A 26,249-nucleotide genomic window follows, 5' to 3' on the forward strand; every position below is an offset into this window, starting at 1 on the left:
CGAGCATGCGTGACGCGAACGAAATCGCCGAAGCCGTGCCGAACGCAACGCGTCACGACGCCGGGCCCCCCTATCTGCAGCTCGACGGCATCACCGTCAGCTTCCCGGGGGTGCTCGCGCTCGACCGCGTGTCGTTCGAGGTGCGCGCGGGCGAAGTGCATGGCCTCATGGGTGAGAACGGCGCGGGCAAGTCGACGCTGCTCAAGGTGCTCTCGGGCGTCAACGATCCGCAGGCGGGCGCGTTGCGCCTCGCCGGCGTCGAGCGGCGCTTCGCGAACACCAAGGCGGCGATCGATGCCGGCATCGCGATCATCTACCAGGAGCTGCACCTGGTGCCCGAGCTGACGGTGGCGGAGAACCTGATGCTCGGGCAGTTGCCGAGCCGCTTCGGCGTGCTTGACGAGCGCTCGCTCGTCGAGCGGGCCATGGCCACGCTCGCGCGTCTCGGCGAGCACATCGATCCGAACGCGCAGGTCAAGGACTTGTCGATCGGCCAGCGCCAGATGATCGAAATCGGCAAGGCGTTGATGCGCGACGCACGCGTGATCGCCTTCGACGAACCGACCAGCTCGCTCTCGTCGCGCGAGACGAAGCAGCTGTTCGAGATCATCAACGCGTTGCGCGCCGAGGGCCGCGCGATCATCTACGTGACGCATCGGATGGACGAGGTTTACGAGCTGTGCGACCGCGTCACGGTGTTTCGCGACGGACGCTCGATCGAGACGTTCGAAACCGTCGACGGACTCGAGCGCGATCGCCTGATCAGCTGCATGGTCGGGCGCTCGATCAGCGACGTGTACAACTATCGCCCGCGCACGAGCGGCGACGTGCGGATCGGGGCGTTGGCGCTGATGGGGCCGGGCTTGTCGGAGCCGGCAACGTTCAGCGCGCGCCGCGGCGAGATTCTCGGCTTCTTCGGGCTCGTCGGCGCGGGGCGTTCCGAGCTGATGAAGCTGATCTGCGGCGCGGTGCGTCCGAGCGCGGGACATGTCGAACTCGACGGACGCCGCGTGGACTTCGGCACGCCGCGCGACGCGGTGCGCGCCGGCATCGCGATGTGCCCGGAAGACCGCAAGCAGGACGGCATCGTCGCGATCGCGTCGGTCGCCGACAACCTCAACATCAGCGCACGCCGCCATTTCAGCGTCGCGCGCTTCCTGCTGAATGGGCGGCGCGAGCGCGAGCTGACCGACGAATACGTCGCGAAGCTGTCGATCAAGACGCGCGACGGCGACACGGCGATCGGCACGCTGTCGGGCGGCAACCAGCAGAAGGTGATCCTCTCGCGCTGGCTCGCGGAAAAGATCGACGTCTTCGTGATGGATGAACCGACGCGCGGCATCGACGTCGGCGCCCGCGCGCAGATCTACGAGCTGCTCTACGGCTTGGCCGAGGCGGGGCGCACGGTGCTGATGGTGTCGAGCGATCTCGCCGAGGTGATCGGCGTCGCCGACCGCGTGCTCGTGATGAAGGAAGGCCGGATCGTCGGCGATCTGCCGAAGGCCGAGGCCACGCCGGATCAGCTGATCAAGCTGGCTTTGCCGCAGTAATCGGACCCAGGCCGCTTTGCATGCCGGCGTACCGCAACGAATGAGAGAAACCATGCAACAACCTCAATCCCTTCCGAAATCCGCGCAGTCCGGGCAGCCCGGCTCCGTCTCCCAGGCGGCGAAGGCGTGGCGGGTCATGAACAAGTCGGGCATCGTCATGGTGTTCGTGATCCTGTTCGCGATCCTGTCGTTCACCGTCCCCGACTTCCTGACGAGCCGCAATTTGCAGGGCCTGCTGCTCTCGGTCACGCTGATCGGCTCGATCGCCGTGACGATGATGTTCGTGCTCGCGCTCGGCGAGGTCGATCTGTCGGTGGCATCGATCGTGGCGCTGTCGGGCGTCGTGGCATCGATGCTGATCACGGCCACGCACAGCGTCTGGCTCGGCGTCGCGGGCGGCATCCTCGCGGGCGGCGCGGTCGGACTCGTCAACGGCGTGCTCGTCGGCCGCTATCGCATCAACTCCTTGATCGTGACGCTCGCGATGATGGAAGTCGTGCGCGGCCTCGCGTTTATCGCTTCGAACGGCGACGCGGTGATGATTACCGAAGAGCGCTTCTTCGATCTCGGCGGCGGCTCGTTCCTCGGCATTTCGTATCCGATCTGGAGCAACATCGTCGGCTTCGTCGTGTTCGGCTTCCTGCTCAGGAAGACCGTGTTCGGCAAGAACGTGCTCGCGGTGGGCGGCAATAGCGACGCGGCACGGCTCGCGGGGCTGCCTGTGACGCGCATCAAGATCGCCGTGTTCGTGCTCCAGGGGCTCGTGACCGGCTTTGCCGGCGTGATGCTCGCGTCGCGGATGAGCTTGGGCGATCCGAAGACGTCGGTCGGCCTCGAACTCGGCGTGATTTCGGCGTGCGTGCTCGGCGGCGTGTCGCTGACGGGCGGCGTGGCGACCATCTCGGGCGTGCTGGTGGGCGTGCTGATCATGGGCTCGGTGCAGGACGCGATGAGCCTCATGAACGTGCCGACCTTCTATCAGTACCTGATTCGCGGCGGCATCCTGCTGCTCGCCGTTCTGTTCGATCACTACCGCCGCACGCGGCGGCGCAGCGCGGCGCGCGTGTAGTCGCGCGAGCGATGCGGGCCCTCCGCTGCGGGAACTGCGCGAAAGGTGAGGTTATTCGGGAGCAGCGTTTTGCAGCGCTCCCGATTGACAGCGGAAATCGAAATACCCCTTGTTTTCAGGCATAAAAAAATGCGCGGCAAATCGATATGCGTCGCTACAAGGAGCGAAAGGTGAGCGTTTTCGGGGGCGTGCTGAGAGAGGTGGCTTTGGCGGCTTTGCGATCCGGCAACGCGATGGCTTGGCGCGAACGCGCACCCGGCGCTGCGCAGGATCGTTATGCAGTTCTCAGCAATGGGATGGATGTGCTGACGCGCACGCCGAACGCAGCACGGTCAGCATGTGATAACCGTGCTGCGTTCGGCGTGCGCCGACAGCATCGTGCAGCCGTGAAATCGCGCAACGGCGCAACGATCTCACTGGCCTGCCTGATAGGGCAAATGCGTGAGCAACTGCGTCGACTACTGCGCCGCCGCGAGCTTCACGCCGGGCCGCAACGCTTGGGAAGTCTCTTGCGTTCCCTTGCGCTGATCGGACACCTGCTCGATGCCTTTCTTCGTGACTTCTTCGAGGAAGGTCAAGCGGGCGCGGTAGTAGTCCGCGTGCATTTGTGCGTCGAGGACGCGCTGCTCGGCCTGAAACAGCTCCATGCGCAGTTCGTTCAACGCTCGTTCCGCTTGCTTCTCGGGAGTTGGCGCGTGATTTGATGCCCAATTTGCAACCCAGCGCAGCATGATGAAGCCCTCCTGTACGCAGATGCTCTTGCTCTGATGTGAAAACGGTTTCTCGCCGTAATCGCTCGGCAACCGGTCTGGAACATCAGCCCGATTAAGGCTATCAAAATCTGGACTTGGCTTGTGTGACTTTCAGCACATGTTGCGAAAGCGACGCACCGCTGTATTTACTGATTGGAATTGTCGCGGCCGTTATGCAAGATCGTGTGGAGTGGGGGTGTGCCTAGTTTTATAGGCGATTGTTGCGTCAACCTATAACCCGATTGACACTAATTGACGAACGCCGATAAACGGCTTTCGATTTTTGAAATTTTGTCGTCCATTGCAATCGCTCTGCGGCAGAAATTGCAAAGATGAATGTGTGCGGATAACCGCATTGTTTATAGGTGCACCGTATCGGCGCAATGCGGTTTTACCTACACGTGCTGAGCACGTGACCAGCTTAAGGTGAGGTTTTTCGGGAGTCCGAGGCATGAGAGCTCATGGTGAGCCGGGTCAGTCAGGCTCACGCACCTCATCCCCCTCAGGGCAACTGCCACCAGCCCGGCAAGAGACGCCGGACTTCGCGACGCCGGTAGCGATCGTCGATCAGATGCACGACGCCGGCATCGTGTTCGGTGCGAATCACGCGCCCCGCTGCCTGCACGACTTTTTGCAGACCGGGGTACAGGTACACGTAATCGTAGCCGTTGCCGAACTTCGCCTCCATCGTGCGGCGCATCTGCTCATTGACCGCGTTCAGCTGCGGCAAGCCGAGCGTGGCGATGAACGCGCCGATCAACTGCTCGCCGACGAGATCGACGCCTTCGGAAAACGCGCCTCCCAGCACAGCGAAGCCGATGCCGCAGCGCGTGTCGCGAAAGCGCGCGAGGAAGGCGTCGCGCGCGGCTTCGTCCATGCCGGGGGCCTGAGTCCAGATCGGCAGCGTGGGATGGCGCTCGCGCAACAACGCCGCGACGCGCTCGAGATAGTCGAAGCTGCTCAGAAAGCCGAGATAGTTGCCGGGCTGCGCGGCGTACTGTTGCGCGATCAGCTCGACGATCGGTGCGAGCGAGCGTTCGCGGTCGCGCCAGCGCGTCGAGACGTGAGCGGCCACGTGCACTTTCAATTGCTGCGCGCGAAACGGCCCGTCGACCTCGAGCCAGTTCGTCGCTTCCGGCAAGCCGAGCGTGTCGCGGTAGAAGTGGAATGGATTCAGCGTCCCGGAAAACATCACCGTCGTGTGCGCGGCGTCGTAGCGAGGCGCGAGGTACGGCGCCGGAATCACGTTGCGCACGCATAGCGTCGAAGCGGATTGGGCGCGCGCGCCGCGTGAGGTTTCATCGCGCGTGACATCGAAGATCGAGTGCTCGCCGAACTGTTCGGCAAGCGCGACGAAGTGCATGGCGTCGAAGAACACGCGCAGCAATGCGTCGTCGATCGATAGCGGCGCTTCGACGAGCTGATCCGTGACCGCGCCGATCAGATTCTGCGCCGCCGACAACAACCGCGCGGGCACTTCCGCATGCACTTGGTACGCGTCGGTTTGAGCGCGATTCAAGGCATTCCATTCGCGGTGCAGTCGTTCGAGCGGCTTCTTCAGCGTTTCCGGCGCGCTCTTGCGCGCGGCGCGAAAGTCGCTTTGTTCGAGCGACGCCGTGTACATCTTGCGCGCGCGTTCGAGCAGGTTGTGCGCCTCGTCGACCAGCACCGCGACGCGCCATTGATTCAACCGCGTGAGCGCGAAGAGCAGTGCGCTGCTGTCGTAGAAGTAGTTGTAGTCGCCGACGACCACGTCGCTCCAGCGCGCGAGTTCTTGCGCGAGGTAGTACGGGCAGACGTCATGTGCGAGGGCGGCGGCGCGCACGGCTTCGCGATCGAGCCGCCGCGAGCCGTCGAGCGCTGCGCTGCGCGCGTCATGAAGACGATCGTAGAAGCCGCGCGCGAGCGGGCACGAATCGCCATGACAGGACTTGTCGGGATGCTCGCAGGCTTTGTCGCGCGCGACGAGCTCGAGCGTGCGCAAGGGCAGCGGCGTGCCGGTGCCTGCGCTTGCGCTCGCGCTCGCGTGCAGCGTATCGATGGCTTCGAGCGCCAACGCGCGGCCAGGGGTCTTTGCGGTCAGAAAGAAGACTCGCTCGACGCGATCCTCACCGCACGCTTTCAGCATCGGAAAGATCGTCGCGAGCGTCTTGCCGATGCCGGTAGGCGCCTGCGCCATCAAGGTCTGGCCGTCGCGCGCGGCCCGATAGACCGCGACTGCCAGTTCACGCTGGCCGCTTCGAAAGCGCTCATGCGGAAACTTGAGCGCACCGAGTGCGGCGTTGCGTGCGTCGCGGTGGGCCGCTTCCTGCGCGGCCCAATCGAGAAAGCGCTCGCATTGTTCGACGAAAAACGATTCCAGCGACGCCGCGTCATGCGATTGCGTCAGCACCGTTTCCTTCTGGCTGCCGATATCGAAGTACACGAGCGCGACGTCGAGCTGCGAGAGCGCGCGCGCCTGACAAAGCAGATGTCCGTAGACGAGCGCCTGCGCCCAATGCAGGGCGCGATGATTGGCCGGCATCGCGTCGAGATCGCCGCGATAGGTTTTCACTTCCTCGAGCCGGTTGAGCGCGGCGTCGTAGCCGTCGGCGCGGCCGCGCACGGTGAGATCGCGATACGTGCCGGCGAGCGTGATCTCTGCCTCGTAACCGCTCGCTCGACGCGCGGCGACGGTTGCGTGACCGGCGATGCCTTCGAGCGCGGTGGGGGCCGGCGTGAAGCGCAGGTCGAGATCGCCGCGTTTGGCCGTGAACTCGCAGAGGGCGCGTACGGCGACGACGTAGGTCATGCCGCCGCCTCGGCCTCTGCTGCGCCGGCGCCGGCGTCGTCCGTCCAGCGCACGTCGAGCACGCGCACCGGCATGCCGTGCTGCACGCAATACTGCAGCCAGCGGATCTGATTGTCTTGCAGACGGTCGCCCGGACCCTTCACTTCGATCAGCTCATAGCGCCGCTCGGCGGGCCAAAAGCGGATCAGGTCGGGCAGCCCCGACCGGTTGCTGCGAATGTCGCCGAGCAGCCGCTCGAACCAGAGCTTCAGATGCGCGGCCGGAAGGCAATCGAGCGCTTGCACAATTAACTCGGGCGTCAGCACGCCCCAGAACACGAACGGCGATTGCACGCCGGCTTTGCTCTCGAGATGGAGCAGGATCGTTTCGCGATAGCTGCCGTTATCGAGTTGGGCCAAACACCGGTTGAAACTCTCGGCGCGGCGCGCGCGGAAGTCGGGCGCGTGCAGATCGGCGGGGCCGCGCTGGAACGGGTGAAAGAACGCGCCCGGAATGGCCGCGAACACCGGCTCCCAGCACAGCAGGCCGAACAGCGAATTGATCAGCGCGTTCTCGACGTAGTGAACGGGCGCGTCGGCGGCGCTCAGCGCGTCGCGCGCGGCGTACTCGACCGGGATCGGCGCTGCAGGCCGAACGAGTTCGAGGGTGCTGCGCGCGATCGGCTGCGCTGTTGCAGCCGCGCGTTTTGCCGGCTGCCCCGTTTGGCGCTGCAAGCGCGGCAGCATCCGCGCGATGCGCTGGCTTTCCTCCTCGCTTTCCGGCGACTCTGCCGATTGCAACGCGAGCGCCAACGCATCGTCGAAGCGGCCGCAGCGCTCCAGCACCCGCATGCGCCGGTGACGCGCACCGGGCCACGTGCAACGCCCGAAGACAGCTTGGGCCGCGTCCCAAGCTTGCCGGCGCTCGGCGTGCTGGCCGATGCGGAACAGCAGCTTCGCGCGACGTGTTTCGAGCCACGCGTTGTCGATATCGACGGCGAGGACGGCGGCGACGAGCGCGTCGAGCGCTTTGTCGTCGTCGAGCGCATCGAGCCCATCGAGCCCTTCGCGGTAAGCGTGCAGCGCGAGATAGGCGTCGATATCTTCACGCCGCTGAAACGCGCGCGACGACTGCGAGAACGACACGCTTTCGTACTTGAACACGCCAAGCTCCGCGAGCACGAACTCCGTCCAATCTTGATGGAGGTTGCCGAAGAACATGAGCCGCCACCGCTCGCAAAGCGGCGCGATCGTGACGCGGAACACCGGGTCGCCGGGCGGCGCGCCCCAGGCGGCGTAGCTGCGCGCGTCGATGTGCGCGGCCCGCAGCGCGTCGAGCAGATCCGCTTTGCGAGCGTGCTTGCCGAGCGCGGTGGAAGGAAACAGCTGCAGCAGCTCGGGCCGCGTCGTCAGCGCGAACACTTCATCGAGCGTGAGCGCCGGTTCGGAATCGAGCCAGCCGAGCTCAACCAACGGCTGCGACGCGGCCAGGGGACACCCGATCTCCTCGTACGACAGACGGCTCGCCCGAAACAGCGTGCCCTTGCGCATCAGCATCCGCACGAGCAGCGCGCGGGAGCTTTGCGGCAACGCCGCGAACGCCTCGAAAAACGCGCGCTCGCCGGTGCTGAACAGGTCGTCGTAACGCTCGGCGATCCACGCCAGCGCGCGCTCGAAGTTCAGCAGGTAATAGGGAGGAGGATCGGTCGGCACGGGCAGCCACGGGACTGTATATTTATACAGGGATGATAGCAAACCGGGCGGCGCGCGGCGTCAGGTGAGCTTTTTCGGGAGCCGACATTTCCCGAAGTTTCCAATCGCGCCGCGCGTTTCTATGATTGGAATCCGGACGCCGACAAGGACCCACGACGTGCAGACCGACTCCATCCAGCGCCCCAACACGCTGAGCCAGATTCCGCGCGGCGTCTGGGTTCTCGGTTTCGTGAGCCTGTTCATGGACATCTCATCGGAAACCATCCACAGCCTCCTGCCGATGTTCCTCGTGACGAGCCTCGGTGCGAGCGCCATGACGGTCGGGCTGATCGAAGGCATCGCGGAGGCGGCTGCGCCGATCGTCAAGATGTTCTCCGGCGCGTTGAGCGACTACCTCGGCAACCGCAAATGGCTGGCGGTGATCGGCTACGGCATGGGCACGCTGAGCAAGCCGCTGTTCGCGCTTGCGCCGACTGCGGGCATCGTCTTGACGGCGCGCGTCGTCGACCGGATCGGCAAGGGCATCCGCGGGGCGCCGCGGGACGCGCTCGTCGCCGACATCACACCCGCGCACTTGCGCGGCGCCGCCTACGGCTTGCGGCAGGCGCTCGACACGGTCGGCGCTTTCATTGGCCCGCTTGTCGCGGTCGCGCTGATGCTGTTGTGGGCGGACCGCTTCCGTTGGGTCTTTTGGGTGGCCGTCATCCCGGGGCTCGTCGCCGTTGCGCTATTGATCTTCGGTATCAGGGAGCCCGCGTGGCAGCCGGGTGCGAAGCGCGTCAATCCGGTCCGGTTCGATAGCTTGAGGAAACTCAGCCGCACGTATTGGTGGGTCGTCGTCGCCGGAGCGGTCATCACGCTTGCGCGCTTCAGCGAGGCGTTCCTCGTGCTGCGCGCGATGCAAGGCGGCGTGCCGATTGCGCTCGTGCCGCTCGTCATGGTCGCGATGAACGTCGTGTATTCGCTGTCGGCTTATCCGTTCGGAAAACTGGCTGATTCGATGAGCCATGCGCGGCTGCTGGCGATGGGCCTGGTCGTGCTGATCGGGTCCGACATCGTGCTCGCGCACGGCAACACCTGGCCGATCGTGTTGCTTGGCGTCGCGCTATGGGGGCTGCATATGGGCCTGACGCAAGGGCTGCTCGCGACGATGGTGGCGCACGCCGCGCCCGCCGAATTGAAGGGGACCGCGTTCGGTTTCTTTAACCTGATGAGCGGACTGGCGACGCTGATTGCAAGCGTCATCGCGGGTGGGTTGTGGGACCGGTTCGGTGCAGCAACGACCTTCTATGCGGGAGCGGGCTTTTGCGTGATCGCGTTGCTCGCGTTGGCTGGGCAAGCTTCGACGCGAAACCGACGCGCCGTCTAAAAGTTGTTCAATTAATCGTTGTCTATATAAAACAAAAATAAAGACGGACGAATGAGATCGTGCGGAGAACGTTGAAAGAAGCGTGGTGGTAAATGCAACCGTTTTGCATTTTGAAGGCCGCATGGCTCTTTCAATCCTGTTTTTTCGTCGTGGTTATGAAAGGCTTGAGCCTTATATGACGGGGGTAGGAGGTGAATCGAACGAAACCTCGAAAATATATTGGCTCTGCTTATCGAATCGTGTTGACTCGCGATTATTCCGGCGCCTAGAATTTAAGTGTCTTCACAAAAGAGGCCTCTGCCTTGGACAGTTGTAGTTGTCGACCTTCAAATAGTTTCGCTGCCTGACCGGCAGGACGTCTGCGCTTTCGTCTCACAGCCACCGTTCTGCCAGCAGGCCGACGGTGCGCGTCGTAGCACCACTCCCGTGCACCCTTGATTCGCGCCAAATAGCGCGGCGTTTTTGCGCGCCTGTTTGGCACCCCGTCGCGATCGCCCAATCGCGGCCTTTGTTCGCGCTCGTGCGATGTGTTCTCACGCGAGCGCGTAGATTGGCATGCGCGCGTAGCGGACGCGTTCTTTACGTCATTAGAAAACGCGCATACCCACACCGTAAAGGAGCCGAAATGCCGGACAGTGACAGTTATCCCATACGCCGCCCAACACAAGTTTTGTCATTCACCGTGAAAAGCGAGTAGACCTCTGCCGCTGCGCGCATGACGCGCGTGGTCTTCCGTGTCTGCTGGCTTTTCGCGCAACGCGTCAAACCAGACGCACGGAGCCACACCATGAACTTCGGCCTTCTTCTGTCGAAACTGCCGCACGTCGACGATTCGCGCGCCCAGTACGACGCGACGCTGTCGCTGCAACCCCGCGAAACGCACCGGCTCGCCGCTTTCTGGCGCAGCCTCAAGGCGCTGTTTTCGTAACCCTGGCGCTCGCGTGAAAAGCCGTTTCTGCGAAGCCGGTAGGGTCGAAGGAATCGGACGCGTTTCGAGGAGGATGTCCGCGCGAAACGGAGGCCGCGCGAACATCCCCGAATCGCCCATCGCCTAGCGATGCCGATCAGCGTGCTCGCTCAGGCCCGGTGCGCAGCGCGAGCGCGAGTCCGAGCAGAATCGCGCACATGCCGGCTATCCCCAACGGCAGCAACCGGTTGCCGAAAAACACGTAGTCCATCAGCGCGGTCACAACGGGCACCAGATAAAAGAGGCTCGTCACGTTGACCAGATTGCCGCTTCGCACGAGCCGATAGAACAGCAGTTGTGCGAAGATCGAGATCACGATGCCCAGCCACAGCAGCGGCACCAGCACGCTCACGCTCGGCTTGAATGCGAGCGGCTCGAAAGGCGCAATCAACATGCACAGCGCGAGGCTTACCGCGTTTTGCAACGGCAGGACGTCGATCGGCGCCTGTTTCAAGCCCTTCTGAAAGATCGCGCCGAGCGTCATGCACGCGAGCGCGGCCAGCGCGAACAGCACGCCGCTCGCCGGCAGCCGCACATCGTCGGCGCCGCGATAAACGACGAGCGCGAGCCCGCCCAATGCCATGCAGAGCCCGGCGACGCGCGTCGCCGAGTAGCGGCGCTCCACGAGCAGCAGCGTGAGAATCGGCTGCACGCCGAGGATCGTGGCGAGCACGCCGGGCGTGAGGCCGCGCGCGAGCGAGAGCAGATAGCAGATCGCGTAGCCGCCGGTAATCAATGCGCCGGTGCCGGCCACTTGCAGCCGGGTGCCGCGAGCGGGCAGCCAGCGCTGCCGCCATACGCCGAAAACCGCCAGCACCGACGATGCAAGCGCGAAGCGCAGCACCAGGAACGCGAACGCGGGCGCGTGCTGCACGCCCAGCTCCGCGAAGACCGCGCCGCTGCTCCAAAGCAAGACGAAGAGTGAGGTCGCGCCATAGGCCGCAAATGCGGCTCGTAAAGAAGCCATGAGAGGTCACCTGTCAGGAAAACGCGGACTCCGGCGAACTCGATGGATGCGCGCACGTTCGCGCGGCTGCGCATCGCGCAGTTGCATTGCTTCGAGTGGCAGGAGACTTTCGGGGCGGCTGAAGACGCTCAGCCGAGAGCCGTCGAACAGGGCGGCGGCGCAGTGCCGGCGCCGACGAGGCTCGGAGGGGACGCGACAGGTGGAGGAGAAGCGGCGAGGCCGCAAGCACGCGCGCCGCCACCGACGTTGTTCACGTGGGGGTTGCCACTGGCAGAGCTAAGGCGCGCAAGGTGTGTCATGTGAGGGGAAGCGAATTCGGCGATGTCGAAAAAGCCTTTGGCGAGGTTACGCGCATCGGGCCCATCGTGCAACCGCGCGCAACGCCCGCTCTTTTTCGAGCCTCTGAAGCGCCGGCGTCTTTGCGTCACAATAATCGAACGCGTGCCGCGACCCACTCGGAGCCAAGATGCAAAACGACACCGCCTATTCAAAGACCGCACCCACGCGTGCGGAAGTCGACGCGCTCGCCGGCGCCACCGTGCTCGAATTCGGCACCGATTGGTGCGGCTACTGCCGAGGTGCGCAGCCCGCCATCGGGCAGGCGCTCGCCAAACTCACTCACGCACGGCATCTGAAGATCGAAGACGGCCCGGGACGGCCGCTTGGGCGCTCGTTCAAGGTCAAGCTGTGGCCCACATTGATCTTCCTGCTCGACGGCGCGGAAGTGGCGCGCGTGGTGCGTCCCGCGGACGTCGCCGCGATTGACGACGGCATCGCTGCGCTCGAATAGCGCTATGTGCCTTCGTCGGACGCACGTGCGCATCCAATGACTAACGAGCAGTCTCAAATCACAGGAGGACGAATGGAGCGACCCGATTTCATCCGGCACTGGACCGAACTCGAGGGTGAAGACAACAAGCACTATCCGGGCGATACGGAGCTACAGGGCATCGGCGCGCCGCTTGCGGCCAAGCTCGGGCTGACGCGCATCGGCATTCACCACGTGCGGCTCTTGCCTGGGCGACGCACGTCGTACCCGCATGCGGAAAGCGCTGAGGAAGAGTTCGCGTTCGTGCTCGAAGGCACGCCGGACGTATGGATCGACGGCCATCTGCATCGCCTCGCGCCCGGCGATTCGGTCGCGTTTCCGGCGGGCACCGGCATTTGCCACACCTTCCTCAACAACACGGATCAAGAGGCCCGGCTGATGGTGATCGGCGAAAGGCCGAAGGACGAAAACCGCATCCGCTATCCGATGAACGAAGCGTATGAGGCGACGCGCGAGGATCGCTGGGTGGATTGGCCGGCGCGTCCGCTTGGGCCGCACGACGGCAAGCCGGCGCGCAAGGGGTCATGACGGCGCGTCGATAAAACGACGCCGGGCGTTCATCGAGAACGCCCGGCGGTACACCACGGTGTTGCCAAGCGCGGCGGGGCCGCGCTTGTTGCGGCAATTAATGCTGGCCGAAGTAGATCGAGTTCGGGCCCGTCGCTTGAGTACGGACGCCCGATTGCGACGACGCATCCTTCACACCGCCGTAGGCGACGTTGGCGCCGTTGTCACGTTGTTCGGCTGCGAGGGTTTGCGCGCTTTGGCCGCGTTGCGAAGACGGTGCGCCGTCTTGCGGCTTGTAGAACGGTGCCGGACCATAGCCGCTCGCGAAAGCGGGGGCAGCGATCGAGGCGGAAACGGCGACGAGCAGAGCGGCGAGCAGTTTGGTCTTCATGAGGGACTCCAATGATCATTAACATTTCAGTTTCGGGAAGACGTTGTTGACCTGGCAAGGAGGTGTCCGCAACGTCGATGGGAGGCAGTGTATACCCACACTATCAAACTATTGTATCGATAGCTGGAAATGACTTTTAGGCAGATTCGAATAATCGTGTGAGCCCCGCCAGACGGGGCTCTCAGGTTCGCCGGACGTCCGTCGGCGGCGCTAAAAACGGGGGCAAATAAGCGTTCTGGACGGAGGTGCCCATGCACATCGGCAGACCGATTTCCCGATTTCTTGCACTGGCCGGCTGGTTGACGTGCGCGCTGTACGGCACCGTATACGCGCAGGGCGCCGACGCCGTTCTCGGCTATCACCGCTCCGATGACCGCAGCGGCCAATACGTCGTGCCCGGCCTGACGTGGGAAAGCGCAGCGCGCCTGCACCGCGACGCGGGTTTCGACGGCAGGGTCGACGGCCATGTCTACGCCCAGCCCCTCTACTGGCACCCGCCCGGCTCCGCGAACGGGCTCTTGATCGTCGCGACGGAGGCGAACGTCGTCTACGCGCTCGACGCCGTGACCGGCCGCCCTCTCTGGCGCACGGCGCTCGGCACGCCGGCGCCGCGTTCCGCCTTGCCGTGCGGGAACATCGATCCGCTCGGCATCACGGGGACGCCGGTCATCGATCCGGCGAGCGGCGCGCTGTATCTCGACGCGCTGGTCGTCCGCCCGAATGGACTCGCGCATCTCGTGTACGGGTTGTCGTTACGGGACGGATCGATGCTGCCGGGCTGGCCGGTCGACGTCGCTGCGGGCCTCCAGGCGCACGGCTCGTCGTTTGCCACTGACGTGCAGAACCAGCGCGGCGCGCTGATGCTCGCCGATGGCCGGCTCTTCGTGCCCTACGGCGGCCATTGGGGCGATTGCGGGGACTATCACGGCTGGGTGGTTGGCCTGCGGCTCGACCAGCCCGGCGTGTTCGGCGCCTGGCGCACGCGCGCGAGCAAGGGCGGCATCTGGGCGCCGGGCGGCATCGCCGCGGCCGATGGTGCGCTCTTCGTCTCGACCGGCAACACCGAGGGCGCCTCGACGTGGGGCGACGGCGAAGCCGTCATCCGGCTCGCACCCGATCTGCACCGGTCCGCAAACCCGCGCGATGCGTTCGCACCGCGCGACTGGTTCGAACTCGACGACCGCGATCTCGACCTCGGCGGCGCGAACCCCATGCCGGTCGAGCTGCACGGCCGACGGTTGATCGTCGCGCTGGGCAAGGACGGCAAGGCGTATCTGCTCGACCGCGACAACCTCGGCGGCATTGGCGGCGCGCTCGATGTCGCCCACGTCGCGAGCCGGCCGATCCGTACCGGGCCGGCGTCCTATCCCGCGCAGGACGGCGTGTTCGTCGTGTTCCAAGGCGAGGGCGCCGCGTGCCCGGGCGGCGCGAGAACGGACGGCCTGGTCGCGCTCAATGTCGGCGCGGCGGCTCGCGGCGGCATGAGCACCGCATGGTGCGCGGAGGTGGATGGCGCCGGCAGCCCGATCACGACGACCAGCGACGGCAGCGCCGACCGCATCGTGTGGATGGCGGGCGCGGAGGGCGACAACCGCCTGCATGGTTTTCGCGCGGACAACGGTCAGCCGGTGTTCGGCGGCGGTGGCGCGGACGAACGCATGCCGGGGCTGCGGCATTTCGTGACCGCGGTGGCGGCGGGGCGACGGCTTTATGTGGCGGGGGACGGGAGGGTTTACGCGTTTAGCGTGGGGCCGTAGATCGATCCCGCCATCGATGGCTCGCCTATAGACGGGCCTTAGACCTGCTTTCCACGTATTTCCGCGCGACGCCTACGGCGAACTACGCGGCCTGTGGCTTCGCGGCGTGGGCCAACGCTTCCAGTGCCGCCCTTGCCAAAAATCCGCTACGCGTTTCGTGACGGCCTTCGACGTAGGCGTCGATCCTGCGCAGAACAAACCGCGGGATGCTGATATTGATGCGCTCGGGCTTTGAATCGAGCTTCGATAAATCGACGTCGACGAGTGCCCAAACTACGCCCGCAAATTCGGGCTTTCCTGCCAATTCCTCGACCGTCGAGCACGTGAACCCGACGTCTTCGCCGAGTTCCAGCAAGGTCGAAACGTGGCCGACTATTGCTTCCTTTGCATTCCTGATTGCATCGTCGAGCGTATCGCCCCACGAATGGCAACCGGGGATATCGGGAACGATGACGCCGTAGACGCTTCCTTCGTCTCGATGGATGGCGATCGGGAAATCCATGACCAGACCTCTGCTCCTTGTTGGTCTCAAATCGCGCATTGCGAATACGGACGATCAGTTGAGACCGGCTGCTTTCAAAATGCTCTTGACGGTGCCGACAGGCAGATCTTTCTTGGGGTGCGGAACCGTCACCAAACCGCGTCTGCCGGCGTGTTTGAAGTGATGATGGCTACCGGTCACCCTCACCCGTTTCCAGCCGTCGTCCTCGAGCATGCGGATGAGTTTCGATGAATTCATCGGGCATCCGCGTGTGTCATGTGTATTTTTACACACTTGTTGCGAGGTATGCAATGGGTGTGTGTATTTTTGTGTGTTCCTCGGAGGTCGGGCATTGTCTTGTGTTGCATCGCGTACTCGCTATTCCTGAAAAGGCACTCGTTCACGAGAGAGCCTAGAGGAGCCTGGCCTAATCGAGCACGTCGTCCCGATGGCATAGGACGGCAGCCTGACATCCAAAGGTGAGTCTTTTCGGGAGCCTCCGTCGGGTCCGCAAACCACGTCGATGTTGGTGTCGCCCGTGAGCTTGCGCCTCTTGCGCCTCCGGTTCGCATCGGAACCGTCTCGGCCTTGCCGAATCGGCAGAATGTCCGGTCGTATGGCGCGCTGCCCGTGAATTGCCGTGTGCCGGCGCGCCATCGAACGAACCCGCCCGGCGAGGAGGAGAGCGATGACGAATAGAGTGTCCCAGCGTCCGCCGGATGCCGCCGCGTTCGATCGTTCCGGCGACAGCGCCGAAACGCCGGAGTCCGCCAAGTCCACCGCGCCCCGCGCGCGTCAGCGCCTGGGGCTCAAGCAGGTGAGCGCACAACGCGAGCTGAGTGCGTTGCCGGCGCGGCAGTGAGCGGACGGCTTCATTGATCGAGACGCTCCGCCAACGCAAACGGCACACTCTCCGCAAACAACTCGCGATCCCCCGTCGCGCTCGTCTGCGCGTTGAGCTGCAGCGCGAAGTTGATGCCGGGGCTGTGCGTGGTCGTCGTGCGTTCCTTGACCTTCAGCTCGACCGGCATCCACGAGCCCGCGTCGTTCAGAATGCGGTCGATCCTGCCGTCGATCTGCGCGCGCTCGGCGCTCGCGCCCTGCGCGGGCAGCTGCGCCGCCATCGCCGAGAGCGCGTCGATCTGCTTGGCCGCGCTCTTCTTCATGCGGTAGCGATGGAAGTACGTCTGGTTCGGCCGCCGGTTCGCCTTCACGTCGCCGAGGTGCTTGTCGAGCCGCTCCGCCGCGAGCAGGCGCGCATCCTTCTGCAGCGGCCACGGCTGGTTGCTGAGCGTCGCCTGCTGACGCTCGGCGCGCTGCTCGTCGAGCACCTGCTGCGAGAAGAGGTCGATCCATTGCTCGCGGCTCGCATCGACCGCGTGCGTGTACGTTTCGGCGCTCGTGTACTCGGTATCGAACAAGCACGCTCGATGGGCGAGCGTGTTGCCTTCGCGGATGAGCGTCACTTTCGCGAGGCGGCTGTCGTCCTTGAACGTCGCCGTCACGGAAGGCGCATCGAGCGACGTCACGCCGACGCCCACCGACGAATCATGCGACCCGACCGATTCCGTGAAGCTGGCCGTGCCGCTCGCACGTCCGAGCAGACGCGAGCCTGCGCCCACGCGATGCTGCTCGACGCGCAGCCGGCCGCTCTTGTCGTCGGAATCGAGCGTTTGCTTCGCGGTCTTCTCGTAGCCGATGCCGATGTTGAAGCCCGCGCGAACCGGCGAGCTGGCCGTCGGCACGAGCGCCGAGACGCCCGCGTCGGCCGATACGCCGCGCTTCACCGTGCGCTGGACGCTGTCGGTCCAGCTGATCGACACGTCGGGGTCGTCGAAGTAGCGATCGGCGAGGCGGTTCCAGGTGTCGCGCGAGGTGCCGGTGTGCGCCTGCGTGGACTCGTCGAAGACGTGGTCGATGATGCCTTCGAGCTTGGTGCGCATCGCGGCGTCGTCGTAGCCGGTGCCGTTCTGGTTCACGCGGCGCGCGACGCGCAGCGACACGCCGCTCGGCTCCGAGCGCTCCTGCGAATGCAGCACGGCCTGCGTCGTGACGCCGGCGCGCAGCTTGGTCAAGCCGACGTCGAAGTCGTAGCCGACCAGCACGCCGGCGCCCGCGTGGAGCACATGGGTCTTCGCGGTACCGACGAACATCTCTACGCCGTGCGTGCCGCGGCTCAGTTCGACGACGGCCTCACGAGTCTTCGACGCGCGCACGTCGATGCGGGGCGCGATCGGCACGGCGCCCATGTGCAGCACCTTCGACAGATTCGCCGACAAACCGCGCGTGCTGAAGCCGACGCGCGTGCCGTCGGCGAGCCGCAGCCGCGAGCTCGATTGCAAGTCGTGCGCGACCTCCTTCAACGACTGGCGCACGGTGTCGACATCGTTGGCCTGCCCCTTGACGGGCTCGGGCCGCGCCCGTTGCTTCAGCGCATTGACCTGCGTCCAGAACGGCGAATCCGCGGGCACCTTGGCGACCTTGCCCCACGACGCGAGCCGCTCGAGATCGAACGACTGCTTGGCGATCGATTTGAACGGCTTGCTCTTGGCGAGCGTGTGCGGATCGGTCTGCGCCCAGCGCGCGGTCTGCTCGCGCATCCGCTGCAGCGTGGCCGGCGAGCCGACGTCGCGCGCCTCCGTCTGATCGCAGAGCTGCTGTGCGCGCTGCGCGATGGCCTGCAGGTGCTCGGGCTCGAGCTTGCCGTTCGGGAAGCCGCCGGTCTCCAGCCACACGTGCATCGCCGCGAGTTCCGCCACGGACTGCTCGGGACGCGCATGCGACAGCGCTGCCGCCGGCCGCATCTCGGGACGTTCGAGGAGCGGCGGCAGTGCGTCGCGCATCGCCTGCTCGAGCGCGGCTTTCTCGCTGCCGATCGTCTTGCGCGGCACGCCTTGCGTGCCGTAGCGCAGCGCCGAGAGCGGCGAGCGCTCTTTGCCGAACAGGCGCGGCAGGAACGATTTCCAGCGGCTCTCGCCGACGCGGTTGATCGTCTTCGCCGAGAACTTGTTCAAACGCTCGCGGGCGAGCGAGAGTTCGGTGCCGCGTCCGTCTTCGCGGAAGTTCTGGCGCCACGCGAAGAACGCGCCTCGCTGGTCGGGCGTCAGCGCGTTGCGGCCGTGCGTCGTGAGCGTCGCGGCGGCGTGGTACGCCTGCCAGGCGAGCGGCGCTTGGGTCAAGGACGTGCCGGGCGGCGGATCATGGCGCGCGGCGACCGCGGCCGGCGACGGATCGGGACGCGCACCGTGACCAACCGGCGCGGGATCGAGCGCGTCGGCGGTTTGCAGCATCATCTGCCGCGACAGCCGCACCGACGCGCTCTCGTTCGACGGCTGCCCGTGGTTGCGCAGATGCTCGAGCGCGTCGTAGCCGGCGTCGGTGCGGGCAAGCGTGCGGGCGACGAGCCACGCGTGCACGTCGACGGGCGAGTTCGAGCGTGCCGTGTCCATATGCGCGAAGTCGAGGTGTTCGAGCGCGTCGAGCACCTGGGTCGCTTCGTGCGCGTTGCCGACGTTCGCCGCATGCAACGCCTGCCCGATCAGTGCGCCGCGCGTGGTCGGCGGCGAGCCGGCTTGTGCGCCGAGCGCGGCGAGGCGTTGCGAGAGCGCAGCGGCGGCGGCCGCAGTGTTGGGCGTGTCGGGGAACCGATGGGCGACGTAGTCGGCGAGCGCCGTGTCGCCGCTCATCGCGTCGAGCGGGACGTGGGGCGTGACTTGGGTCGCCGTCGGCGCGGCGGTCTTGTCCGCTTCGGTGCTCGTGCGCGCGGTCTTCGAGAGCGCCGCGCGCGCCTCCTTCTCGGTCTTCCTGAGCGGCGTCGCGGCAACCGTCGATGTCTCGACGGGCTTCGCTTCATAGCGCTCGCCGCCCGCTTTGAAATCGGCCGGCGCGAACGGCTTGCCGTGCAGGCTCGATTGCGACACCGCCGTGCTCACGTCGAACTTGCGAGTGCGCAAGCGCTCGCCGGTGCGGGACATCGCATTCGACAAGCGTCCGAGCGCCGTCTGTTCGACGAGCGGTCCGGTAGGCTGCGGGGCCGCCGGCTGGGGCGTCGTGTTGTGCGTCGCGGGGTGCTGCGGGTCGGGTTGCGTCGTGGGAACGATCCCGTGATTCGGTACGGCGTGGATATCCGACATGGCGTGGGGATTCAACGAGCGGCAGTTGAGTCCACGGTAAAAACCGAATGTGACACCTCAACGCGTCGGGCGAAGCGAAGTCAGCGAGCGCGAAGCAGGCCCGCGCGCGGCGGCGCGGTCGTCGTGTCGAGCGCTTCGGGACCATTCAGGCTATCGAGATCGGCAAGCACGCGCACTTCCAGCCGCCGCGCGCCTTGCTCGCGCGCCAACTGCATCGCACTGGCGAGCGTCGCGCGCACGGTCTCGACATCCTCCCGACCCGCCCACTCGAGCATCGCGATGAGGCGCAGCAGCGGGGCGACGGGCCAGCGCTCGCCGATCCGCTCCGCGCGGCTCGAGGCGTCGCGCAGTGTCGTGCCGAGCGACGCCGTGAACTCCGGCTTGTCGGTCAAATCGATGCGCGGCAAGAGCGTCGTCAAGAACGCGATATCGAGCAGATAGACGCGCTCGCGCGCAATGCGCTTCGCCGCGCTGCCGACGAGCCTTCGCGCCGCTTCATCGTCGCCGCGCCGCGCGTCGAGCCAGAGCTGGACGTCGAGCCCGTAGCGCAGCCAGCGCCGCAGACCCGCGACGCGCGCGCGGCTGACGAGCGCTGCCGCGCACGATTCGGCGAGTGCGACGTCGTCGTCGATGGCCGCGAGCGCGCAGGCGAAGCTGAGCGACACGCAGTAGGCGAGCGGTTCGCTGTCGTTGGCGGGCTCGCGCCGCATGGCGGGCAGCGGCGCGGCCAGCGGCTCGCCCGCGAACCAGCGCGAGGCGTCCAGCATCGCGCGCGCGACGACATGCAGCGAGAGGCCGTAGCTCGTCGCCATCGCATTGGCTTCGCGCGCGGCGTCCTTGTCGACATTGCTCGCCGCGTCCTGGACGAGCCCCGAGACCGGCGACAGCAGGCGGATCGCATGGTCGAAGCGGCCTTCGTAGGCGGTGACGATGCCGTCGATCCGCCGCGCGTTGACTTGCAGCGCGGGCCACTGGGATGCCGACGCGATCTCGCTGAAGGCGTCGCTCAATTGCCGGCAGCGGCGGATCTCGCCTGCATCGAGCGCACAGGTGACGAGACAGAAGAGGGCGCGCACGCGATAGGGCATGTCGGCGCAGATGTTCGCGAGTTCATAGGTGCGCTGCCAGCTTTCGACGATTTCCGCCGACGCGCCCTGCTCGAACGTCAGCGCTCGCGCGAGCACGGCGGTGAGGCGCATTTCGTCGCGGATGTGCCGGACGGCCGCGGGGATTGCGCCGCCCCCCGCCACGCAGGCGAGCGCCGCGCGCGCCCAGCGCACGTATTCGTCGACGAGCGACAGCGCGACCCACACCGTCGCCGAGTGATCGAGCAGCTCGGCGGCGAGCTCGGCCTTGTCGGCCGCGAGCGTCCATTCGAGCGCGGCGCGCAAGGCGTCGATGTCGTGGCGGGTGTGCGAGGTCGCGGCCGCGAGGCCCGCGCCGAAGCGGCGCTCCATGTCGCGCGCGACGAATTGCGCATGGTGCGCCGCGGCTGCGGCGCTTTCGCGGTGGCGGTCGAGTGCGTCGAGCGCGAAGCGCCGTACGCTCTCGGGCAGCCGCAGACGCAGCTCGCCGTCGCAATCGACCTCGTTGACGAGACCGGCATCGATCAGCATGCGCAGCCGGCCATTGAACGACGCATTGAGCGCGTGCGGCGCCGAGGGTTTGATCGGAGCGTAGAGGTGGCCACCGAGCTCGGCGTCGTCGTTGTCGAGCGCGCCCAGCACGTCTTGCGCCGCTTCGCGCGTGAATGCGCCCGTGAAGACGCCGAGCCGGCGCAGCGTGGTGCGCGTCGCATCGTCGAGTGCGTCGTAGCGCAGATCGAGCATCGCCGCGACCATCGCGGCGCGTGGCAGCACGATTCGGCGCGCGCCGGTGCGGCGCGTCAGCATCGCGTCGAGATCGTGCGCGAACGACGTGATCGCGCTCTCCGCCGCCACGCCCTGCCGCACGCGCGAGACGATCGCCGCCGCGGCGAGTTCGATCGCGAACGGCACGCCGTCGAGACGCCGGCAGACGAGCGCGGCGGCCGCGATCGTCGTCTCCGCGAGCCCGGGCACGTAGAGCCGCGCATCGTTGAATCCGGCGCGCGTGAGCAGTGGGTCGAGCCGCGCAAGGAGGAGACGCAGCGCGTCGCAATCGAGCGTCGCGGCGGTGTCGCCGCCGCGCTCGGGCGGCACGGGCAACGGCGCGAGCGGCACGCACGCTTCGCCCGGGATGAACAGCGGCGTCTCGCACGTGACGATCACGTGCACGCCACGCGTGGCGGCGAGCAGCGCGTCCAGCGTTCGCGCCGCGGCTTCGCCCAGCTGGTCGCAATGGTCGGCGATCAACAGGATGCGGCGCTCGCCGATCTGCGCGGCGAGGCTTGCCAGCTCGGCGAGCCGGGCGTTCGGCTCCAGGCCGACCGCCGCCGCGATCGCGCGCGCCACGCGGTCCGGATGCGCGAGCGAGCCCAACGCCGCGCACACGCAGCCGTCGGGGAACTGCGCGGCGAGCCTGGCGGCGGCCTCGATCGCGAGCCGGGTCTTGCCGATGCCCGTGGCGCCCGTCAGCGTGACGAGACGGCGCGTCGGCACGAGTGCGAGCAGCTCGGACAGCTCGGCATGACGGCCGGTGAACGGCGACGGATCGATCGCGTGCGCGCGCAGCGAGGCGGCGGCGCCGGTCGGCGCGAGCGTGGCGGCCGTCGTTGGCGGCGTGTTGCCCGCCGTCGCGGTGGGCGCGAGCGCGGTCTCCGGCGTCTCGACGAGACGGATCTCGCCCGCGAACCGGTAGCCGCGGCCGGGGACGGTGACGATCAGGTCGCGGTCGGCGTCGAGCGCGCGTCGAATCGCCGAGATCTGCGCCTGCACGGTGTTCGCATCGACCGTCGAACCGGGCCAGACGATCTCGCGCAGCTCGGCCGTCGATACGACGCGGCCGTTCGCGTCGAGCAGCGCCGCGAGCATCGCGAACGCGCGCGCGCCGAGCTCGATCACGGCGCCGTCGGCGATCAGCAGGCCGACTTCGCGGGCGAGCCAGAAGCGCGAAAACGCGATCATGCGTCCCGTGAGCCGCGGTAACGACATGGAGGGGATCTCCGGCGATAAGAAGGGCTTCGGATGGATTGTGGTCAGCCGGCGAAGGTGGGTGCCGCATGAGCACAACGGATGGCTGTCGTCCGGTATTCGTCAGACATATTCATTATCGCCCGAGAGCAAGACAGAAGTTTGGAGGAATGGATCAGGGCCGTCGTAGGCGCGGTTGTGTTAGGCGAGGACCGCTTTCGGCAGGAACGCTTCGCGGCGTGGCGCCGCTAGTGCGGCCGCAAGCCCGGCCGCGCTCGGGATCGCTATTGCCACGCGAGCGTCGAGTGGAGCCACGCGACGCCGTCGTTTTGCGGCACCGGCATTTGCGGCGCGATGCGCGTTTTCGAAAACAGATAGCTGTCGCCGGCGGGGAGCCCGCGATTGGGGCGCGGCTCGTAGCTTTTGACGAGGCCCTCGCAGACGAAACCGAGGCGCTTCATGCTGCTGTGCGACGCGCCGTCGACCGCGCAATAGGCGAAGACGCGAAACACGCCCGGCTGCTCGATCAGCCAGTCGACGAGATCCTGCAGCGCGAACACGCCCGCGCGCCGCCGCCGCATGCCGCCGCGCCGGCTGATGATGACGCCGATCTCGATGCGCGGCAGCGCGGGCTTCAATTCGATCGTGCCGGTGAGCTGGCCCGTCTTGCGGCATTCGAGCGCGTAGCGGATCAGCGTGCCGTCGCGCCAGCCGCGTTCGGCGTCTTCGATGTAGGCGGCGGTCTGGTCGAGGGTCATGTGGCGCTCGAACGGCAGGTCGTGCATGGTCTCGGGATCGTTGAGCATCTGCTCGAAAAGCGCCGGGGCGTCGGCCGCGGTGAACGGACGCAGCAGTAGGTCCGGCGTTTCCATCGTGTCGAGGGGTTTGAAGAGCATGGCGGGGCGGGAGTGGCGGTGAATACGGCTAGCGTGCCTTGCCGCGGCGCAAGTAGTGCGATGGGGTGCGAATCGGCGAGTGCGCGAGCGAAGCGGGCCGGCGGAAATGAAAAAGCCGCCTCGATGGGCGGCTTGGGTTGACGTGCTTTTCGGTTCCAGCCGTGTCAGAACTGGTAGCCGACTTTCAGGCTGGCCGTCTGCTCCGACGCATGGGTCGTGTTGATCAACGCGTCATAGCCGAGCGATACCTTCAGCGCTTTCGTCGGCTGCATGCTCACGCTGACTCCGGTGGTCAGGTACCCGCGTGGAAGGCTCGTGCCCGGTGCGGCGAACACCGTACCGTCCTGCGCCGTGACGGTGACGCTACGGTTCGTATCCAGGAGTTCATGCGCGTAACCCAATCGCAGTTGTACGTCGACAGGGTTCAACGCGTTGCCGAATGCCTTGTCCAGCGTCACTTCGGCATACGGCTGCAGGCTGTGGACGTTGTCGGTGCCAACGCCCAGGTCCTGCCCGCCCGCGCCGCTTTCGCCAAACCCGTTCGCGTGGAAATACGCATAGCGCAGCCCGACGCGTGGCGTGACGACAAAGCTGCCAAGCGTCAGTGGCAAACTGGCCTGCCCGCCCAACGTGAACTCGTGTCCGACGTGGTCGCCTTCCGCGGTGCCGGTCGCGCCGAACGGCCGCTTTTGCGACAAGAAGTCGAGGCCGTAGCCTGCAGTCGCCGACAAACCGACTCCGCCAAGCCAGCGGCTGCCATATGCGGCGAGCCGAAGCGTGTCGATCGATGCAGAGTCACCTGTCTGTTGTTCGTCGATGTCAGCGTGCGTGTAGCCTCCTGCAACGCCGACGGTATATTGGCCAACCTTCTTTTCGAGCCCCGTGAGAAAGCCATACCGATTTGCCTGGAAGCCCGGCTCGCCATTGGTGCCGCCGACATTGGCGTGGCTGCCGGTCGCGTCGATCCAGCCTGCGGGCGTAGCAGCCGTGGCAGTCGAGGCACGGCTCATCCGGCCGAGCAGTGTCATGCTCGCGGTCTGTGCACCCATCGACGCGGTCGAACCTAGCGCCGTGTAGATGCTCGTGTCGATCGGCGCCACGACGACGGGCGGAGTCACGGCGTCGCTCAACACCAGCGCAACCTGATTCGTACCGTAGGCCAAAGCAGTTTGCAGCGAGCCTAGATTCGCGCCGGCTGAGACCGTGCTGCTGACGGACGTGAACCGTCCGCTCACGCCGTTAGCCGCCGAAACGATCGCGTATTGCTTCGCTGTGTAGGTGCCCGGATCAAAGGTAATCGCGAGCACGCCATTCAGAGTGGCCGAACCGGCTACGTTCAGCACCGACGCCGCCGTCGGGCTGACTTCGATGGCCAGCGCCGCATTGCTTGCCTGGCTGTAGTTGCCGCTGACGCTCAACGTCCCGATCGAACCGCCGGGCGCGACCGTGCCGCTGTTGACGACATTGCCCCCGACCGTGCCGTGCCCGCGCAGCGTGCCGCTCGCATTGACCTGCACGTTGCCCGCCACGCTTGCGCCGGAGTGGTCGATGTCGCCGACTTCCAGCAGCCCGCCGTTCACCACGGTGCCGCCGCTATACGTGTTGGCGCCGTTCAGGATCAGCGAGCCTTGCTGCATCGTCAGGCTGCCGCCCGTTCCGCCGCCGATGCCGCCGTCCTTGATGACGCCGTTGAAGGTGCCGGACGCGCCAGTCAGCTTTAGGTTCTGCGCGCCCAGCGCGATGACGCCGCTTCCCGCGATCGTCGTCAGTGACGTGCCGGCAGTCTGGGAGATGTCCAATGTGCCGTTGGTCGTCACCTGCGACGAACTGGCGATGCTGCCGCTTCCCGCCAAGGCGAGCGTGGCGCCGGATTGGACCGTCGTGGTCCCCGTGTAGGTATTGGTGCCCGTGAGGGTCACCGATCCGCCGCTGCCGCTGTTGGCGACGACGAGATTGCCTCCGCTCGTGGCATCGGAAAACGCGCCGGAGAACGTCACGGCGTGTCCGCTCTGGTCGATCGTGTTGGTGGCCGAGTTGTCGAGCGTGAACGACTGGCCATAGGTCTGGCTGCTCGTGTCGACCTGCAGGGTCCCGCCCGTGAAGACCGGGTTGACCGTCGACCCCAGGCCGCTGGCGGACTGGGTACTGCCCGTGCCGATGCTGCAGCTGTTGACGGACTGAAACGCCGCGCAGCCGGGCCCGCTCATCGTAAAAGTAAACCTGTCGGCCGCCTGCGTTCCGCCCGTGTTGTAGGCGATCAAAAGGCTATAGGTCGTGCCTGCGGTGAGACTGAGGAACGGAAACGTCGCCGAGTGGGGAGTACCAGTCGCGAGTTCGCTCGCGAAGAAGTGGCCGATCGGTGTCGAGGGCGACGTCGTGCTGGGAGAGTAAGTGCCGGTCAGGAAATAGGTCGTGTTGATGACCGGCGAGGTCGTGGCGGTCGCCGAATAGGTACCGCTCTGCGTTACGGTGAAACTGTAGAGCGAGTAGTTCCAAGCAAAACCTCCGTAGCTTGAAAAGCTCGTGTTCACCGTATTGGCGGGAAACGGGATCGAAGGCGTCAGCGAGCTGGTGGCCGAGGACCAGCCTCCGCTGAAGCTCACCGTGTCCGCCAGCACGACTCTTGGCGCTAGGCCGAGACCGAGGATCAGCGGTGCGATGATGCCCGCCGTAATCTTTCCTGACGTGCCTGGCCGGCGACTTTGACTGGATACACTGCGACGCGCTGCGTCCTTCAGTGCACGAGGTGATGGCTTGATCCGACGACGGCCCCGCGGCATACAATCTCCCAAATATTAAAAGTCCTCAACTTCTGTCGTTTCGTGCGCTGTCGCGTGTCGGCTCGGCCAGCATCGGTGGCGCCTATCCGGACCGTTCGCTTCAGAGAAGCTCACTCACGCAATAACGGCAAGATTTAGGAAGAGTTGACAATTCTCGGTAAGAATTTGCGCGCGCTAGGGGAGTGTCCGCCGTGACCTGATGAGCCTGATTCAGCTCAGCGGCGGGAGCAAAACGTTTGCGTGGTTGAGGCAATCGTTTGCGTCTTGCG

19 protein-coding genes are annotated in these 26,249 nt (G+C 65.9%); 8 read left to right on the forward strand and 11 right to left on the reverse strand.

Annotated features, from left to right (window positions below; genetic code table 11):
• Nucleotides 1-5 precede the first annotated feature (5 nt).
• Entirely contained in the window at nt 6-1,550 is a 1,545-nt protein-coding gene (gene araG, locus FAZ95_RS24125) for an L-arabinose ABC transporter ATP-binding protein AraG (protein WP_137335044.1), read from the forward strand.
• A gap of 52 nt (nt 1,551-1,602) precedes the next feature.
• Nucleotides 1,603-2,619, forward strand: a complete 1,017-nt coding sequence (araH, locus tag FAZ95_RS24130) for an L-arabinose ABC transporter permease AraH (protein ID WP_437437778.1) — start codon at nt 1,603-1,605, stop codon at nt 2,617-2,619.
• Nucleotides 2,620-3,077: 458 nt separating this feature from the next.
• Here araH and FAZ95_RS40150 read toward each other — a convergent pair whose 3' ends face one another.
• The 3 genes from FAZ95_RS40150 to FAZ95_RS24145 form a co-directional block, all read right to left on the reverse strand.
• Nucleotides 3,078-3,350, reverse strand: a complete 273-nt coding sequence (locus FAZ95_RS40150; RefSeq protein WP_137335046.1) for a hypothetical protein — start codon at nt 3,348-3,350, stop codon at nt 3,078-3,080.
• Between the two features lie 523 nt (nt 3,351-3,873).
• The gene (locus tag FAZ95_RS24140; RefSeq protein WP_137335047.1) at nt 3,874-6,162 is read right to left on the reverse strand and encodes an ATP-dependent DNA helicase; all 2,289 of its coding nucleotides are present in this window, start codon (nt 6,160-6,162) and stop codon (nt 3,874-3,876) included.
• On the reverse strand, nt 6,159-7,853 hold the full coding sequence (locus FAZ95_RS24145) for a VRR-NUC domain-containing protein (RefSeq protein WP_137335048.1): 1,695 nt from the start codon (nt 7,851-7,853) through the stop codon (nt 6,159-6,161). Before FAZ95_RS24145 ends, FAZ95_RS24140 begins: the two co-directional genes overlap by 4 nt.
• 121 nt (nt 7,854-7,974) lie before the next feature.
• On the opposite strand from FAZ95_RS24145, the gene FAZ95_RS24150 reads away from it, so the two are divergent.
• The gene (locus tag FAZ95_RS24150; protein ID WP_137335049.1) at nt 7,975-9,222 is read left to right on the forward strand and encodes an MFS transporter; all 1,248 of its coding nucleotides are present in this window, start codon (nt 7,975-7,977) and stop codon (nt 9,220-9,222) included.
• 787 nt (nt 9,223-10,009) lie between these two features.
• A complete protein-coding gene (locus FAZ95_RS39455; protein ID WP_175425737.1) occupies nt 10,010-10,150 on the forward strand; it encodes a hypothetical protein in 141 nt (46 codons plus the stop codon).
• A gap of 136 nt (nt 10,151-10,286) precedes the next feature.
• Here the strand turns inward: FAZ95_RS39455 and FAZ95_RS24155 are convergent, their stop codons facing one another.
• Nucleotides 10,287-11,156: a DMT family transporter gene (locus FAZ95_RS24155; RefSeq protein WP_137335050.1), complete on the reverse strand. Its 870-nt coding sequence runs from the start codon at nt 11,154-11,156 to the stop codon at nt 10,287-10,289.
• Between the two features lie 466 nt (nt 11,157-11,622).
• On the opposite strand from FAZ95_RS24155, the gene FAZ95_RS24160 reads away from it, so the two are divergent.
• Nucleotides 11,623-11,946 (forward strand): thioredoxin family protein, encoded by a 324-nt coding sequence (locus FAZ95_RS24160; protein WP_137335051.1) that lies wholly within the window; start codon nt 11,623-11,625, stop codon nt 11,944-11,946.
• Nucleotides 11,947-12,018: 72 nt separating this feature from the next.
• Nucleotides 12,019-12,513, forward strand: coding sequence for a cupin domain-containing protein (locus tag FAZ95_RS24165; protein ID WP_137335052.1), 495 nt, complete (start codon nt 12,019-12,021; stop codon nt 12,511-12,513).
• 97 nt (nt 12,514-12,610) lie between these two features.
• Here FAZ95_RS24165 and FAZ95_RS24170 read toward each other — a convergent pair whose 3' ends face one another.
• Nucleotides 12,611-12,883 (reverse strand): hypothetical protein, encoded by a 273-nt coding sequence (locus FAZ95_RS24170; protein WP_137335053.1) that lies wholly within the window; start codon nt 12,881-12,883, stop codon nt 12,611-12,613.
• A gap of 251 nt (nt 12,884-13,134) precedes the next feature.
• On the opposite strand from FAZ95_RS24170, the gene FAZ95_RS24175 reads away from it, so the two are divergent.
• Nucleotides 13,135-14,640, forward strand: a complete 1,506-nt coding sequence (locus FAZ95_RS24175; protein WP_137335054.1) for an outer membrane protein assembly factor BamB family protein — start codon at nt 13,135-13,137, stop codon at nt 14,638-14,640.
• An 82-nt stretch (nt 14,641-14,722) separates the two neighbouring features.
• Here FAZ95_RS24175 and FAZ95_RS24180 read toward each other — a convergent pair whose 3' ends face one another.
• Together FAZ95_RS24180 and FAZ95_RS24185 are read right to left on the reverse strand one after the other, a co-directional pair.
• Nucleotides 14,723-15,142, reverse strand: coding sequence for a type II toxin-antitoxin system HicB family antitoxin (locus FAZ95_RS24180; RefSeq protein WP_137335055.1), 420 nt, complete (start codon nt 15,140-15,142; stop codon nt 14,723-14,725).
• Nucleotides 15,143-15,196: 54 nt separating this feature from the next.
• Nucleotides 15,197-15,379: a type II toxin-antitoxin system HicA family toxin gene (locus FAZ95_RS24185; protein ID WP_137335056.1), complete on the reverse strand. Its 183-nt coding sequence runs from the start codon at nt 15,377-15,379 to the stop codon at nt 15,197-15,199.
• A 430-nt stretch (nt 15,380-15,809) separates the two neighbouring features.
• On the opposite strand from FAZ95_RS24185, the gene FAZ95_RS39460 reads away from it, so the two are divergent.
• A complete protein-coding gene (locus FAZ95_RS39460) occupies nt 15,810-15,983 on the forward strand; it encodes a hypothetical protein (RefSeq protein ID WP_175425738.1) in 174 nt (57 codons plus the stop codon).
• Between the two features lie 10 nt (nt 15,984-15,993).
• On the opposite strand, the gene FAZ95_RS24190 is transcribed toward FAZ95_RS39460, so the two are convergent.
• The 4 genes from FAZ95_RS24190 to FAZ95_RS24205 all read right to left on the reverse strand — a co-directional run bounded on the left by FAZ95_RS24190 (nt 15,994) and on the right by FAZ95_RS24205 (nt 25,803).
• Nucleotides 15,994-19,254, reverse strand: coding sequence for an autotransporter (locus tag FAZ95_RS24190; protein ID WP_137335057.1), 3,261 nt, complete (start codon nt 19,252-19,254; stop codon nt 15,994-15,996).
• An 80-nt stretch (nt 19,255-19,334) separates the two neighbouring features.
• Entirely contained in the window at nt 19,335-22,325 is a 2,991-nt protein-coding gene (locus FAZ95_RS24195; protein WP_137335058.1) for an ATP-binding protein, read from the reverse strand.
• Nucleotides 22,326-22,588: 263 nt separating this feature from the next.
• Nucleotides 22,589-23,200 carry a GNAT family N-acetyltransferase gene (locus FAZ95_RS24200; protein ID WP_137335059.1) on the reverse strand — a complete coding sequence of 204 codons (612 nt, stop codon included), beginning with the start codon at nt 23,198-23,200 and terminating at the stop codon, nt 22,589-22,591.
• A 164-nt stretch (nt 23,201-23,364) separates the two neighbouring features.
• Complete coding sequence (locus tag FAZ95_RS24205) at nt 23,365-25,803, reverse strand: autotransporter outer membrane beta-barrel domain-containing protein (RefSeq protein ID WP_175425739.1); 2,439 nt, start codon at nt 25,801-25,803, stop codon at nt 23,365-23,367.
• Between the last annotated feature and the right edge of the window lie 446 nt (nt 25,804-26,249).

This window comes from Trinickia violacea (assembly GCF_005280735.1).
GTDB lineage: Bacteria > Pseudomonadota > Gammaproteobacteria > Burkholderiales > Burkholderiaceae > Trinickia_A > Trinickia_A violacea.

Coding starts and splice junctions, on each gene's coding strand:
- araG (WP_137335044.1), top strand. CDS start 6: ATGCGTGACGCGAACGAAATCGCCGAAGCCGTGCCGAACGCAACGCGT.
- araH (WP_437437778.1), top strand. CDS start 1,603: ATGCAACAACCTCAATCCCTTCCGAAATCCGCGCAGTCCGGGCAGCCC.
- FAZ95_RS40150 (WP_137335046.1), bottom strand. CDS start 3,350: ATGCTGCGCTGGGTTGCAAATTGGGCATCAAATCACGCGCCAACTCCC.
- FAZ95_RS24140 (WP_137335047.1), bottom strand. CDS start 6,162: ATGACCTACGTCGTCGCCGTACGCGCCCTCTGCGAGTTCACGGCCAAA.
- FAZ95_RS24150 (WP_137335049.1), top strand. CDS start 7,975: ATGATTGGAATCCGGACGCCGACAAGGACCCACGACGTGCAGACCGAC.
- FAZ95_RS39455 (WP_175425737.1), top strand. CDS start 10,010: ATGAACTTCGGCCTTCTTCTGTCGAAACTGCCGCACGTCGACGATTCG.
- FAZ95_RS24155 (WP_137335050.1), bottom strand. CDS start 11,156: ATGGCTTCTTTACGAGCCGCATTTGCGGCCTATGGCGCGACCTCACTC.
- FAZ95_RS24160 (WP_137335051.1), top strand. CDS start 11,623: ATGCAAAACGACACCGCCTATTCAAAGACCGCACCCACGCGTGCGGAA.
- FAZ95_RS24165 (WP_137335052.1), top strand. CDS start 12,019: ATGGAGCGACCCGATTTCATCCGGCACTGGACCGAACTCGAGGGTGAA.
- FAZ95_RS24170 (WP_137335053.1), bottom strand. CDS start 12,883: ATGAAGACCAAACTGCTCGCCGCTCTGCTCGTCGCCGTTTCCGCCTCG.
- FAZ95_RS24175 (WP_137335054.1), top strand. CDS start 13,135: ATGCACATCGGCAGACCGATTTCCCGATTTCTTGCACTGGCCGGCTGG.
- FAZ95_RS24180 (WP_137335055.1), bottom strand. CDS start 15,142: ATGGATTTCCCGATCGCCATCCATCGAGACGAAGGAAGCGTCTACGGC.
- FAZ95_RS24185 (WP_137335056.1), bottom strand. CDS start 15,379: ATGAATTCATCGAAACTCATCCGCATGCTCGAGGACGACGGCTGGAAA.
- FAZ95_RS39460 (WP_175425738.1), top strand. CDS start 15,810: ATGACGAATAGAGTGTCCCAGCGTCCGCCGGATGCCGCCGCGTTCGAT.
- FAZ95_RS24190 (WP_137335057.1), bottom strand. CDS start 19,254: ATGTCGGATATCCACGCCGTACCGAATCACGGGATCGTTCCCACGACG.
- FAZ95_RS24195 (WP_137335058.1), bottom strand. CDS start 22,325: ATGTCGTTACCGCGGCTCACGGGACGCATGATCGCGTTTTCGCGCTTC.
- FAZ95_RS24200 (WP_137335059.1), bottom strand. CDS start 23,200: ATGCTCTTCAAACCCCTCGACACGATGGAAACGCCGGACCTACTGCTG.